Annotated in this window: 12 protein-coding genes and 1 pseudogene; 11 read left to right on the top strand and 2 right to left on the bottom strand. The window is 70.3% G+C overall.

Features of this window, described 5'->3' with window-relative positions; translation table 11 throughout:
• Window positions 1-840: a universal stress protein gene (locus ABD292_RS45390; RefSeq protein WP_344218999.1), complete on the top strand. Its 840-nt coding sequence runs from the start codon at window positions 1-3 to the stop codon at window positions 838-840.
• A 66-nt stretch (window positions 841-906) separates the two neighbouring features.
• Window positions 907-1689 (top strand): polyphosphate kinase 2, encoded by a 783-nt coding sequence (gene ppk2, locus ABD292_RS45385; protein WP_344218997.1) that lies wholly within the window; start codon window positions 907-909, stop codon window positions 1687-1689.
• Here the strand turns inward: ppk2 and ABD292_RS45380 are convergent.
• Window positions 1667-2446, bottom strand: a complete 780-nt coding sequence (locus tag ABD292_RS45380) for a hypothetical protein (protein ID WP_344218995.1) — start codon at window positions 2444-2446, stop codon at window positions 1667-1669. The genes ppk2 and ABD292_RS45380 overlap by 23 nt on opposite strands.
• 80 nt (window positions 2447-2526) lie before the next feature.
• A complete protein-coding gene (locus ABD292_RS45375) occupies window positions 2527-3195 on the bottom strand; it encodes a CBS domain-containing protein (RefSeq protein ID WP_344218993.1) in 669 nt (222 codons plus the stop codon).
• Window positions 3196-3393: 198 nt separating this feature from the next.
• Between ABD292_RS45375 and ABD292_RS45370 the strand changes: the two genes are divergently transcribed.
• From ABD292_RS45370 to ABD292_RS45330, 9 genes and pseudogenes are all read left to right on the top strand, one after another.
• Window positions 3394-4368 carry an Acg family FMN-binding oxidoreductase gene (locus ABD292_RS45370; RefSeq protein WP_344218991.1) on the top strand — a complete coding sequence of 325 codons (975 nt, stop codon included), beginning with the start codon at window positions 3394-3396 and terminating at the stop codon, window positions 4366-4368.
• Window positions 4369-4451: 83 nt separating this feature from the next.
• Complete coding sequence (locus ABD292_RS45365; RefSeq protein WP_344218989.1) at window positions 4452-5825, top strand: cytochrome ubiquinol oxidase subunit I; 1374 nt, start codon at window positions 4452-4454, stop codon at window positions 5823-5825.
• Window positions 5826-5839: 14 nt separating this feature from the next.
• Window positions 5840-6226: pseudogene (gene cydB, locus ABD292_RS45360) on the top strand (cytochrome d ubiquinol oxidase subunit II); the annotation flags it as partial.
• 52 nt (window positions 6227-6278) lie between these two features.
• Window positions 6279-7838, top strand: coding sequence for a recombinase family protein (locus ABD292_RS45355; RefSeq protein WP_344218987.1), 1560 nt, complete (start codon window positions 6279-6281; stop codon window positions 7836-7838).
• A gap of 262 nt (window positions 7839-8100) precedes the next feature.
• A complete protein-coding gene (locus ABD292_RS45350; protein WP_344218985.1) occupies window positions 8101-9219 on the top strand; it encodes a hypothetical protein in 1119 nt (372 codons plus the stop codon).
• Window positions 9216-9815, top strand: coding sequence for a hypothetical protein (locus tag ABD292_RS45345; protein WP_344218983.1), 600 nt, complete (start codon window positions 9216-9218; stop codon window positions 9813-9815). Before ABD292_RS45350 ends, ABD292_RS45345 begins: the two co-directional genes overlap by 4 nt.
• 362 nt (window positions 9816-10177) lie before the next feature.
• The gene (locus tag ABD292_RS45340; protein WP_344218981.1) at window positions 10178-10453 is read left to right on the top strand and encodes a hypothetical protein; all 276 of its coding nucleotides are present in this window, start codon (window positions 10178-10180) and stop codon (window positions 10451-10453) included.
• 118 nt (window positions 10454-10571) lie between these two features.
• Complete coding sequence (locus tag ABD292_RS45335; RefSeq protein ID WP_344218979.1) at window positions 10572-12002, top strand: UvrD-helicase domain-containing protein; 1431 nt, start codon at window positions 10572-10574, stop codon at window positions 12000-12002.
• Between the two features lie 122 nt (window positions 12003-12124).
• The gene (locus ABD292_RS45330; RefSeq protein WP_344218977.1) at window positions 12125-12733 is read left to right on the top strand and encodes a vWA domain-containing protein; all 609 of its coding nucleotides are present in this window, start codon (window positions 12125-12127) and stop codon (window positions 12731-12733) included.
• The last annotated feature ends 48 nt before the right edge of the window (window positions 12734-12781 follow it).

The raw sequence follows: 12781 nt of genomic DNA, 5'->3' as shown, positions 1-12781 counted from the left end.
ATGATCGTTGTGGGCGTCGACGGATCGGTGGCGGCGCGCGCGGCCGTGGAGTGGGCCGCCGCCGACGCGGTGCGGACGCGGGAGCCGCTGCGGATCGTGCACGCCGTGGACCGCACGCCGTACCAGGTCGGCAGGTTCCCCACCCCCGTCCTGCCCGACGCGCTGCTGCGCGAGGGCCGCAGGATCCTGGACGAGGCCGTCGCACTGGTACGCGAGCGGCAGCCGCACGTCGAGGTCGAGACGCGCGAGGTGGAGGGCGCCCCCGCCGTCGTGCTGCGCGAGGAGGCCGAGGGCGCGAGCGAGATCGTGGTCGGCGGCCGGGGGCTCGGCGGCTTCGCCCGGGCGTTGCTCGGCTCCGTCAGCACTCACGTGGCCGGGCACGTCCGCTGCCCCGCCGTCGTGGTACGCGCCGCGCGGCAGCCCGCCTGCGGCGAGATCGTGGTCGGCGTCGACGACTCGCCCGAGTGCCGGCCCGCCCTCGCCTACGCCTTCCGCCAGGCCGAGCTGCGCGGCGCCAAGCTGCGGGCGGTGCACGCCTGGCAGCTTCCCGTGCACGCGTTCGCGCCGGAGATCGCCTACGACGTGGACGAGATCCGCGCCGCCCAGCACGAGCTGGTCGCAGCCGCGCTGGAGCCCTTCCGCGCGGAGCACCCCGCCGTCGAGGTCATCGAGGAGACGCACTCCGGGCACCCCGTGGACGTGCTGACGGCGGCCGGCGCGCAGGCCGACCTCGTGGTGGTCGGCTCGCACGGGCGCGGCGCGATGGGCTCGGCCCTGCTCGGCTCGGTCAGCCGCGGCGTCCTCCACCACGCCCGCTGCGCCGTGGCCGTGGTGCGCTGATCCTTGCCCCGGGGGGCCGGGAGACGGTTGGCTGCCAGCATGAACGCCGATGCGAGGACCGGCAGGTTGAAGCGCGGACCGTACGAGAAGGAGCTGCTCCGCCTGCAGGCGGAGCTGGTCGAACTGCAGGAGTGGGTGAAGACCGGCGGCCACCGGATCGTGGTGATCTTCGAAGGCAGGGACGCCGCGGGGAAGGGCGGCGCGATCAAGCGGGTGGCCGAATACCTCAACCCGCGCGTGGCCCGCATCGCGGCCCTGCCCGCCCCCACCGAGCGGGAGCGCACGCAGTGGTACTTCCAGCGCTACGTGGCGCACCTGCCGGCGGCCGGGGAGATCGTGCTGTTCGACCGGAGCTGGTACAACCGGGCCGGGGTGGAGCGGGTCATGGGTTTCTGCACTCAGGAGGAGTACACCCGGTTCCTGCACCAGTGCCCGATCTTCGAGCGGCTGCTGGTCGAGGACGGCATCCTGCTGCGCAAGTACTGGTTCTCGGTGAGCGACGCCGAGCAGGAGCGGCGTTTCCGCGCCCGGCTGGAGGACCCGATGCGGCGGTGGAAACTGTCGGAGATGGACCTGGAGTCGATCACCCGGTGGGAGGACTACTCGCGGGCCAAGGACGAGATGATGGTGCACACCCACATCCCCGAGGCCCCCTGGTACGACGTGGAGAGCGAGGACAAACGGCGGGCCCGCATCAACATGATCTCCCACCTGCTGGCCTCGATCCCGTACCACGAGGTGCGGCGGGCGCCGCTGGAGATCCCCGAGCGGCCGCCCTCCACCGGCTACCGACGCCCGCCCCGCGTCGGGTCCCACGTCCCCGACGTCACGCGCGACCTGCCGGAGTGACGTCCCGCGCGGCCCTGGCCGCCATCACGCCGATGACCGCCGCGGCCACGTACGGCCAAACGACGAGCTCCGTCAGGCTGGAGCAGTCGTGCGCGGCGCCCGACAGGACCGTGGCAAGCGGCGTGTAGAGCGCCGGGACGAGCAGCGCCACGGCGGCGGCCGTCGCGCCCCTGCCGCTGACGAGGATGGCGCCGAGCGCCGCCACGGCCACCCAGAGGCCCAGCCGCTCGGAGGTGTCCAGGCGCATCCACCACGACGCCCATTCGTCCGTCAGGTCCGGAAAGCATCCCAGGTAGGCGTCAGGCCCCCAGAGCGTGAAGGAGCGGGCCAGCGCGAGACCGATCACGGTGGTCCAGGCCGCCGCCACCGCCGCCGGGACCCGGCGCGGGCCGGCGTCGCGGCGCGCGAGGAGACAGGCCGCCGTCGCCGCCGCCGCGCACCCGGTCACGAGCCCGAGGCCCTGAGTCGTCCCGCAGATCGAGACGTACGGCACCAGGTACGTCAGCCCGCCCAGCAGCAGCACCAGCCCGGAGGCCGCCGCCCCGAGCACGGGGAAGCGGCGCGGCAGCCACAGCCCGGCGAGCGCCAGCGCCACGGGCAGCAGATCGGCTGCCCATCCCGCGGCCGAGTACACCACCACGGCGAGCGCGGAGGGCTCCGGCATCCGGTAACCGAAGTACCCGCAGGTCTCGCCGGGGATCACCGACGCGAGAACGGCGGGCGTGACGGCCGCCAGCACGGCCAGGAGACGGAACACCGGCGGTCCTTCCACGACGAGGGGACGCCGAAGGCTACCGCGCCAAGATCATCCGGGGGAAGCCGGTCGCGCCGTCCCGATCACCTCGTGTCGTCCTGCTTCCAGGTCAGCTTGTCGGCCACGCCGACCACGCCGTTGACCCGGCCGGTCATGCGCACCGCGACGGCCGCCTCGGTGCGGCGGTCCATCCAGCCGGTGAGCGTGACGACGCCCTGGTGCACCTCCACGTGGACGCCCGCCGTGTTCACCCACAGCGCCTGGTCCAGGATCTCGTCGCGGACCTCCTCGGCGATCTCCTCGTCCGGGCGCAGGAACACCTTGACCAGGTCGCGCCGGCTGACGACGCCGGTCAGGCGGCCGTTGTGGTCCACCACGGCCAGCCGCTTGACGCCGTGGGCGTCCATGAGCCGGGCGGCCGAGACGGCCGAGGCCTCGCCGCTGATCGTGACGGCGGGACGGGTCATGAGCTCCGCGGCCGTGTCGCCCTCCGCCTTCTGCCGGCCCTTGGGGTGACGCAGCCGGGCGCGGAGCGGGGGACGGTAGCCCTCGCGGTAGAACTCCTCGCGGAACTCCTCCTTGCGCAGCAGGTCGGCCTCGGACACCACGCCGACCACGTGCCGGTCGCCGTCGACGACCGGTACGGCGCTGATGCCGTGCTCGATGAGGGCCTGGGCGATGTCCTTGAACGGCGTCTCCTCGGTCACGGAGACGACCTCGCCGGTCATGACGTCCGCTACGGTCATTCGCATGCCTGCCTCCTTTGCGGTCGCCTCCATCACAGCTTCCTGGGGGCCGGGGGAGTAGGGACGGAAGTCCCTGGTGAGGCGGTCCTTGGTCAGGCCGGGCCGCTCGCGGGCCCGACGCCCCTGCCCGGAGGGGACCTTCGGCCCTCATCGGCCGCCACCTGCCGTGATCGACTGGTCGTATCGTCCGCTGGAGGTGGGGACATGAGCATCCGTACGGCGAGCGACGCCGTCCAGGCCGCGCTGGAAGCCGCGCGCTGGGCCCCGTCCGTGCACAACACCCAGCCCTGGTCGTTCGCCGTGTCCGGCGACGAGATCGGCCTGCGCGCCGACACCGGGCGCCGGCTGCGCGCTGGCGACCCGGCCGGCAGGGAGCTGCTCATCAGCTGCGGCGCGGCGCTGTTCACCATCCGCACGGCGATCCGCCGCGCGGGCTTCGAGCCCGTCGTGCGCGTCCTGCCCGACCCCGACCGCCCGTCGCTGCTCGCCCTGGTACGGCCCGGCGCCGGGACCGAGCCCGACGAGCACACGCGGGTGCTGGCCGGGGAGATCGAGCGGCGGCGTACGCACCGGTCCGGGTTCACCACCCTGCCGGTCCCGGACCGGCTGGTCCGGTCGCTGGCGGCGACCGCCGGGCAGGAGGGCGCCGCGCTGCTCGTCCTCGCCCCGCCGGCCGTCGAGGCGGTCGCCGCGCTGACCCGGGCCGCCCAGATCGTGCAGAGCGAGGACCGGCCCCGCCACCTGGAGGTCGTCCGCTGGGCCCGGCCGCCGGGCAGCGCACGCAAGGACGGCGTGCCCGCCGGGGCCTACCCGCACGACGAGCCGCGCACCGACCCCGCCTTCGCGCAGCGCGACTACGCCTGGCGCCACGACTGGGGCAACCCCGCCGACCAGGCCGGCTCGACCTCGCCCGGCGTCGTGACGGTGCTCACCACCGCCGGCGACACCAGGGAGGACTGGCTGAAGGCCGGCGAGGCGCTGCAGCACGTGCTGCTGAAGGCGAGCGCGTACGGCGTGTCGGCGGCCTTCCACACCCAGGCCCTGGAGATGGACCACCTGCGCGCGTTCCTGCGCGAGGAGCTGTGCGGCGGCGCGCACCCGCAGATGATCATGCGGCTCGGCATCACCTTCGACGACGCCGAGACGGTCCGCCGTCCGGTCGGCGACCTGCTGAGCTGAGCGGTTCAGAAAGGCGGAGGTCCCGGACGGAGAGGACCAAGGGCCCTAGGTGAGGCCCGGGATCTTGCAAGACGCTGATCCGCATGGACGTCCTCGACCTCTCCCGATGGCAGTTCGGGATCACCACCGTCTACCACTTCCTGTTCGTGCCGTTGACCATCGGCCTGTCGGTGATCGTGGCCGGGCTCCAGACCGCGTGGTACCGCACCGGCAAGCAGGAGTACCTGCGCATGACCCGGTTCTGGGGGCGGCTGTTCCTCATCAACTTCGCGATGGGTGTGGTGACCGGCATCGTGCAGGAGTTCCAGTTCGGGATGAACTGGAGTGACTACTCGCGTTTCGTCGGTGACGTCTTCGGGGCCCCGCTCGCCATGGAGGGGCTGATCGCGTTCTTCATGGAGTCGACGTTCCTCGGGCTGTGGATCTTCGGCTGGGACAAGCTGCCGAAGAAGGTGCACCTGGCCACGATCTGGCTGGCCGCCATCGGCACCAACGTCTCCGCGTACTTCATCCTCGCGGCCAACTCCTGGATGCAGCACCCGGTCGGCTACCGGATCAACAACGGCCGCGCCGAGCTGACCGACATCTGGGCGGTGCTCACCAACTCCACCACGCTCGTCACCTTCCCGCACGTCATCGCCGGCGGCTTCCTCGTCGCGGGCGGCTTCGTGCTCGGCGTCAGCGCCTGGTTCCTCATGCGCCGGCGCGAGGTGGACGTCTTCCGCCCCGCGGCCCGGCTCGCCATGGTCGTCAGCCTGGTCGCCGCCGTCGGCGTGTCGCTGTCGGGCCACATGCAGGCGCAGATCATGACCGAGCAGCAGCCGATGAAGATGGCCGCCGCCGAGGCGCTGTGGGAGGACGAGAGCTCGGCCGGGTTCTCGCTGTTCGCGATCGGCGACGTCGAGAACGGCCGCAACCACGTCAACCTGCAGATCCCCTACGGCCTCAGCCTCCTCGCCACCAACACCCTGGACGGCAGGGTCGAGGGCGTCAACGACATCCAGGAGCGATACCAGGCCCTGTACGGCCCCGGCGACTACCGGCCGGTCGTCGGACTGGCGTACTGGTCGTTCCGGCTCATGATCGGCTTCGGCATGCTGTCCGCGCTGCTGGCCCTCGCCGGCCTCTGGCTCACCCGGCGCGGCCGGCTGCCGGCCGGCACGTGGGCCTACCGCCTGGCCATGCTCGGCATCGGGCTGCCGTTCGTCGCCAACTCGCTCGGCTGGATCTTCACCGAGATGGGCCGCCAGCCGTGGACGGTGTTCGGCCTCATGCGCACCGCCGCCGCCGTCTCGCCCACCGCCGACGTCCCCTCCGTCGCGATCACCCTGGTCGGGTTCACCCTCGTGTACGCGGTCCTCGCCGTGATCGAGGTGCGGCTGCTGCTCAAGTTCATCAAGCGCGGCGCGCAGGAGGAGCTCGAACCCGAAGCTCCCGTGCCCGCCCTGTCCTACTAAGGAACTCACCGGCCATGGAACTCACCACCGTCTGGTTCTTGCTCATCGCCGTGCTGTGGACCGGCTACTTCGTCCTGGAGGGCTTCGACTTCGGCGTCGGCATCCTGCTGCCCTTCCTCGGCGGCGGCGGCGAGGGCGAGCGCCGCACCATCGTCAGGACGATCGGCCCCGTCTGGGACGGCAACGAGGTGTGGCTGCTGGTCGCCGGCGGCGCCACCTTCGCCGCCTTCCCCGAGTGGTACGCCACCCTCTTCAGCGGCTTCTACCTGCCGCTGTTCCTCATCCTGCTGGCGCTGATCGTGCGCGGCGTGGCCCTGGAGTACCGCGGCAAGAGCGACAGCACCAAGGGCTGGGACCGCGCCTTCTTCTGGGGCTCGCTCGGCCCGGCCCTGCTGTGGGGCACTGTCTCTAATTGAGTAACTTGTCCTTGTGCGTAACGCCCCACGTCAGGACTTGATCCCCGCCATCGGCTACATCCGCGTCTCCATGATGCTCGAAGAGAAGATCTCCCCGGACATCCAGAGAGCCGCGATCACCGAGTTGGCTCGCCGCCGCGGCTACCGCATCATCGAGTGGGTCTCGGACCTCGATGTCTCCGGCCGCACCTTCCAGCGGAAGATCATGAAGGTCATTGCGGCCGTCGAAGACGGCAACGCCAAGGCGATCCTCGTCTGGAAGTACAGCCGCTTCGGACGCAACCGGACCGGCAATCAGCTCAACCTCGCCCGGGTCGAGAAGGCCGGCGGTGAGCTGATCTCTGCGACCGAAGAGATCGACGCTCGCACAGCGGTCGGAAAGCTTACGCGCGGCGTGCTGTTCGAGCTGGCCGCGTTCGAGTCCGACCGGGCCGGTGAGCAGTGGGGCGAGGCATTCCAGAACCGTCTGGCCCGCGGACTTCCTCCGCTCGGTGCTGCCCAGTTCGGTTATATCCGGCGAGGCCGGGCACCTCACCCGCTCTACCCCGGAACCATTGCGGATCCCCAGGACGGCCCTGAACGTTACGAGCCCGACCACGCAAGCGGTATGGCTGGCGTTCTTGCGGAAGCCTACGACCGGTGGATCGCCAGCCGGAACTTCGTCGTCGTAGCCGAGTGGATGAAGGCCCGTGGCGCCCGGACGACAAGAGGCGTGCTGTTCGAGCCGAACGAGCTGCGCCGGATGATGGACCGAGGCTTCGCCGCCGGTCTGATCTGCATCCATCATCGCGAGTGCCCGTGCGGCAAGCCGCAGAACTGCCGCAACAGGGAGTACCTGCCCGGCGCGCACGAGGCCGTTATCACCATGGAGACATGGGAGACCTACAGGCGGTACCGGAAGATTGCCGCAGCTCGGCCGCCGCGCGCGAGGAGGGCCGTCTATCCGTTCTCGGGGCTGATCAAGTGCGGCCACTGCGGTATGTCTATGTACGTGTCACACCTTCGGCGCAAGGCGTACGTGTGCGGCTCGACGAAGAAGAAGGAGGTGAAGTGCAGCACCCGCCACGTGACGATGGACGCCTTTGAAGAAGCGGTTCAGCAGGTGCTTGCCGAGTGGTTACCCGACATCGAGACTGCAGCTGCTGCGGAGACTGCCGGCCTCACGGTTCGAGAGGTCGCAGAGTCTGAGTCGGACGTGCTTCAGCGCGAGCTTGAACGCATCGATAAGGCCCTGGAACGGCAGACCGAACTGCTGATAGCCGAGGTGATCCCGCAATCGTCGTACGAGCCGCTGAGAGACAGGCTGCTCGGCGAACGGTCCGAGGTCCTAAGCAGGCTGGCGGAGTTCGAGGACCAGCCGGAGGTGAAGGCGCTGATGGAGTACGTGCCAGTGGTCGAAGGGCTCATCCAGGAATGGGACACTCTGCCCGCTGATCAGTTGCGGGACATCCTGGCCGAGGTGATTCACCGCGTGGAGGTGTTCCGCACAGATCCCACGAAGGCGTGGATCGTCGTGCATTCGGTGTGGGGGGAGACGCGGCAGCGCGTGTTGCCCGCCCGCTTCAGTAAATGGCGAAGTCCGGAATCTGTGGGATAATCCGGCGACCTGATCGAAGGAGATCTATCGGCTGAAATGAGAAACGGCCCGCAGTGCGGGCCGCTCCTGAAGTAACCACTTCATCGCGACTGCGATCCCTGCTCTGTGCTTTGGCCGGCTGCGAGCGGGGCACCTTCGCGTTGCCCCCGTGGGGGCCTTACTCTCGGAGAACAAGATAACACGCCTGCCCTCGGTATGCGAACAAACCGAAAGCGGGGGGCGTCTGCGCAGGTCAGCGCACGCCCCTGTCACGCCCGTCCCCATGGACGGGCAGAAACTTGCACCCACCCGCGCGGCATGGCTGGACGCGGTGGACTACCTCGCCCGCGCCCACTGCAACCGGCAGCGGCACCGCAACCTGATGCGTCTCGCGTGGCAGCTCGCCACCCGCACCGACGCCACCATGATGACCGCACCCAAACGCGGCGCCACCTGGGACGTGCTCGCCGAGGAAGTCGGCGTCTCCCGCCGCACCATCGCCTACCTGCTGGCGTGGATGCGCGACCAGCAGCTGCTCGTCACCGTCGTCACCGGCTCCACCTCCCGCACCCGAGCGGGCAATCTGTGGGGCCTGCTCGATGACGGCCTCGGCAACCTCGCCGCCGAGTACGCCCTGACCGTCCCGGCCGAGCTGCTGCCTGACGACGTCGACGACCTCGAGGTGGCGGAGCTCGACGACTCCGACGACGAAGAGATCCCTTGGCCGTGCGAAACCGTCACGGAACGCCCCACGTTTTCCCACGTCAGCGAGGGTGTGGAACAAGTTTGCACCCCCGCTGTTCGGGGTTTCTCTTGGGGAGGATCTATCCCTAACGCGGGCGCGCGCGACAACTCCGGACTTACGGGCCCGTCCCCCTCGTGGCCACGTCACGCAACGCCTGGCAGCAAGAAGGACCAGGTCGCGGCGTGCGAGCGGCTGCGCCGGGACCACGCGTTAACGCTCGGCATCTTGTCGGCGAAGGACCTGCGGTCGCTGCTGCGTCCCCTGTTCGTCGCTGGGTTTACCGTCGCGGACGTGGAGCACGTGCTGAACCGGACGCCGGACGGTCGGCAGTGGGGCGACATCGACCCTGGCCGCCGGGCGGGCGCGGTCGAGCGTCGGCGGGGCATGCGGGCCCGGATCCGGCACCGGGTGGGCTTGTGGGTCGGCTCGGACGGCACGCCGTTGGTGCGGTCGGCGTCGCAGCAGGCCGAGGACGCTGAGGCCGCGATGTGGCGGGACCAGGGGCGTCGCCTCGTCGCTGCATGGGGCTTGCACGACTTCGGGCCTGAGCCGGTCGAGCAGGCCGCGGCCGTGGTCGAGCTGGCCGATCGGCGGACGCCGCCCGCGGAGTACGTGGCCGCCCGGGCGGCGCTGCGAGCACAGGGGGTGGGCGCGTGACGGGCAGTTCGTCGCCGCAGGTGCCGAAGCATCTGCTGGACCTGGCCGGCCGCTTCTTCGATGCCGGGTGGAGCCACGCGGATGTGCTGCACGCGCTGAACTACTCGCCGGACGGGTCGCCGCTGTGGGGCGACCCGATGCGGTGGGAGGTGGCCAGGGCCCGGCTGCGGCTCTGGATGGACGGGGCGCTGCAGCCGATCCTGTCGCGGTCGCAGCAGGTGGCCCGCGCAAACGCGGCGAGGACGCGAGCACAAGCGCTGGCCCGAGCAGCGCGGGAGGAGGTCGCGCGGCGGGCGGCGCCTGATCCGGCGGCTGCGGTCGAGCGGGCGCGGGAGATCGTGGGGAGGGTGTTGCCGGCGGCGGCTGAGCCGTTGGCTGGCCGGGAGCGGAAGACGGGGACGCGTGAGGACCGGGAGCGGTGGCAGCGGGTGGATGAGGTGGCGGCGGCTGCGGTGGCGGCTGGTGCTGTGAGTGAGGTGTGGGAGCCGGAGCCGGAGTCTCCGGAGTTGGAGCCGTCTGAGGTGGCGCGGTTGCGGGCGGTGGCTCGGGCGCGGTGGGAGCGGGGGAGTCGGAGGGGTGGGAGTGGTGTCGGTTAGCGGGGGAGGGGCCTGCCGAGCCGTGGTGATTGCGTGTCCGCGCTTGGCGTTGTTGCGAGCGATCAGGCTTGCGTATTGGCGTCCGTGCGTGGCCAGAATCGCGCGTGAGCGCTTCCGAGCGCTCGTCTCGCGTGATGGGTTTGCGACGCTCTTTCGAGCGCTCAGGGACGCTCTGAGACGCGCGTTTCCCAACGTCAGAGGGTCGTTTTGCAAACGAGACGAACCTATGGCAAGATGATCTCAGCAAAACACAACGTGACCTGCGGAAACGCGGTGAAACGCCGGACCGGCGGCAACCCTCCACCGCCCGGCAACATCCCACCGACCAGCACCGCGCCACTACCGCAAGCAGAAAGGCACGCATGACCATCACCGCGCCCCCGGCGGCGGCCGAACCCCCGGCCAGCGCCCAGATCGCCGAGAACATGCTCAACACGCTGCGACAGCTCGCCGCCGCCACCGACCGGCCCCTCTCACCCGACCAGTACGACAAGGCGGCCGACCACCTCACCGAAAGCCTCGCCGCCCTCATGTACGAGGCCGCCTGGCCGCGCGGCATGGCCCTCGACGCGATCCACCACGCCCTCACCCACGGCACCACGCTGCGCCAGGCGATGCTCGCCTGCCAGATCGGCTGACCCAGCACCACCCCCGGCCCCGGCGGCCACCCACCGCCCCGGCCCACCAACCAACCCATCCAGCCGTTGTTGCTAGCACTACAGCTAGCAACACGGCATCCCCCCGAGGAGACCAGTCATGGCACCGAAGCCCACCCTTGAGCAGACCGACATCGTCGAAACCTTCGTCCCCGGCGACAAGAACCTCGTCATCGAGGCCGGGGCAGGCTGCGGCAAGACCAGCGTGCTCAAGATGGCGGCCCGCGCGGTCCCCAAGCGCAAGGGCCTGTACATCGCCTACAACAAGGCCATCCAGGTCGAGGCCGCCGCGAGCTTCCCTGACTCCGTCACCTGCAAGACCTCGCACGGCCTGGCGTTCGGCGCGGTCGGCCGCAAGTACGCCCACCGGCTCAAGGCGGCCCGCATGAAGTCCGAGGACGTCGCCCGGCTGCTGAAGATCAACAACCCGATCTACACGCCGACCAGCATCATCCCCCCGGCGCACGTCGCCCGGATCGTCATGGCCACGGTCGGCGCGTTCACCCGCTCCGCCCGCACCAACATCCTCACCCAGCCGGTTCCGCGCATCCCCGGCCTCGATGATCGTGAGACGAGGCAGACCCTCGCCGCCGAGATCCCGCTCTTCGCGAAGAAGGCGTGGGACGACATCCTCGACCCGCGCGGCCAGCTGCCCTTCTCCCACGACTGCTACCTCAAGATGTGGTGCCTGTCGGAGCCCCAGCTGCGCTACGACTACGTACTGCTCGACGAAGCGCAGGACTCCAACCCGCCCGTCGCCAAGGTGGTCGAGCAGCAACGCCACGCCCAGCTCGTCCTCGTCGGCGACAGCGCCCAGTCCATCTACGGGTGGCGCGGCGCCGACAACGCGATGGCCGGGTTCAACGGCGCACGCAAGACCCTCTCGCAGAGCTTCAGATTCGGCGCGGCCGTCGCCGAGGAGGCGAACGTGTGGCTGGAGCTGCTGGACGCCCCTCTGCGGCTGCGGGGCTTCGACCAGATCAACTCCCGCATCATCGAGTTGGACGAGCCCGACGCGATCCTGTGCCGCACCAACGGCACCGCCATGGCCCAGGTCATGCAGCAGCTGCAGGCCGGCCGCCGCGTCTCCCTCGTCGGCGGCGGCGACCAGATCCGCAAGCTGGCTGAGGCGGCGATCCAGCTCAAGGACGGCCGCGGCTGCTCCCACCCGGAGCTGTTCGCGTTCAAGGACTGGGGAGAGCTGCAGGACTACGTCGAGGAGGAGGAGGGCTCCGACCTGCGGCCCTTCGTGAACCTCATCGACGAGCACGGCCCCGACGTGGTGCTGGACACGGTGTCCAAGCTCGTCACCGCGAACCCCGAGGTGGAGATCTCCACCGCGCACAAGGCGAAGGGTCGCGAGTGGCACCGCGTTCAGGTGGCCAGCGGCTTCCCCGAGCCGAAGCCCACCGCTGACGGCAAGCTGGGCCGGATCTCCCGCCCGGACGCGATGCTCGCGTACGTCACGGTGACCCGCGCCCAGTACGACCTCGACAACACCGGCCTGGCCTGGGTCCACGAGTACGTGTAACCCTGTCCCGCCTGACGCAAGCAACATTGCTTGCGTCAGGCGTACCGCCACCTCCTGACCATTCCCCCCGGCCGACCGGCGCCGCCGGCCTCGGCCCACCTTCAACCCGAAAGGGAAACACCATGCCCAACCCGAACCGCCACGACATCAGGATCATCCTGGACCGCTCCGGCAGCATGGAGGGGGTCAAGGCCGACACCGAGGGGGGCCTGAAGGCGTTCCTCGCCGAGCAGACCGCCAACTCCGACGAGACGCTCGTCTCGCTCTACCACTTCGACGACGAGTACGAGGCGGTGTACGAGTTCCGCCCCCTGGCCGACGTCCCCGACTACCGGCTGAAGCCGCGCGGCACGACCGCGCTGCTCGACGCCATCGGCAAGACCCTCACCCGCATGACCGCCCAGTTCGACGCCATGCCCGAGAGCGACGTGCCCGGCAGCGTCAGCGTCGTCATCCTCACCGACGGCGAGGAGAACGCCTCCCGCGAGTGGCGCTCCCGCCGCCAGATCCGCCGCCTGATCGAGGAGCTGCAGAAGAAGGGCTGGACGTTCGTCTTCCTCGGCGCGGACCAGGACGCGTTCGCCGCCGCCCAGGGCATCGGCATCGGCACGGACACGACGCTGTCCTACTCCTCCCACCGCACCACCGAGACCATGACCCGCGCCGGGCGGCTCGTGTCGCGCGGCGGCGACGGGTTCACCCAGGACGACCGCGACGCCACCCGCTACTGACCCCCTCACGGCCCCGCCCACCCGGGCGGGGCCGCCTCCTCCGAAAGG

Origin of the sequence: Nonomuraea bangladeshensis, from assembly GCF_039529455.1 — a bacterium.
Lineage (GTDB): Bacteria > Actinomycetota > Actinomycetes > Streptosporangiales > Streptosporangiaceae > Nonomuraea > Nonomuraea bangladeshensis.
The sequence above is the reverse complement of the archived record's forward strand: the minus strand, read 5'-3'. Positions and strand labels throughout refer to the sequence as shown.

Excerpts from the sequence above, each read along its gene's own strand:
- ABD292_RS45390 (WP_344218999.1), top strand. The coding sequence starts at position 1 with ATGATCGTTGTGGGCGTCGACGGATCGGTGGCGGCGCGCGCGGCCGTG.
- ABD292_RS45375 (WP_344218993.1), bottom strand. The coding sequence starts at position 3,195 with ATGCGAATGACCGTAGCGGACGTCATGACCGGCGAGGTCGTCTCCGTG.
- ABD292_RS45370 (WP_344218991.1), top strand. The coding sequence starts at position 3,394 with ATGAGCATCCGTACGGCGAGCGACGCCGTCCAGGCCGCGCTGGAAGCC.
- ABD292_RS45365 (WP_344218989.1), top strand. The coding sequence starts at position 4,452 with ATGGACGTCCTCGACCTCTCCCGATGGCAGTTCGGGATCACCACCGTC.
- ABD292_RS45350 (WP_344218985.1), top strand. The coding sequence starts at position 8,101 with ATGGACGGGCAGAAACTTGCACCCACCCGCGCGGCATGGCTGGACGCG.
- ABD292_RS45340 (WP_344218981.1), top strand. The coding sequence starts at position 10,178 with ATGACCATCACCGCGCCCCCGGCGGCGGCCGAACCCCCGGCCAGCGCC.
- ABD292_RS45335 (WP_344218979.1), top strand. The coding sequence starts at position 10,572 with ATGGCACCGAAGCCCACCCTTGAGCAGACCGACATCGTCGAAACCTTC.
- ABD292_RS45330 (WP_344218977.1), top strand. The coding sequence starts at position 12,125 with ATGCCCAACCCGAACCGCCACGACATCAGGATCATCCTGGACCGCTCC.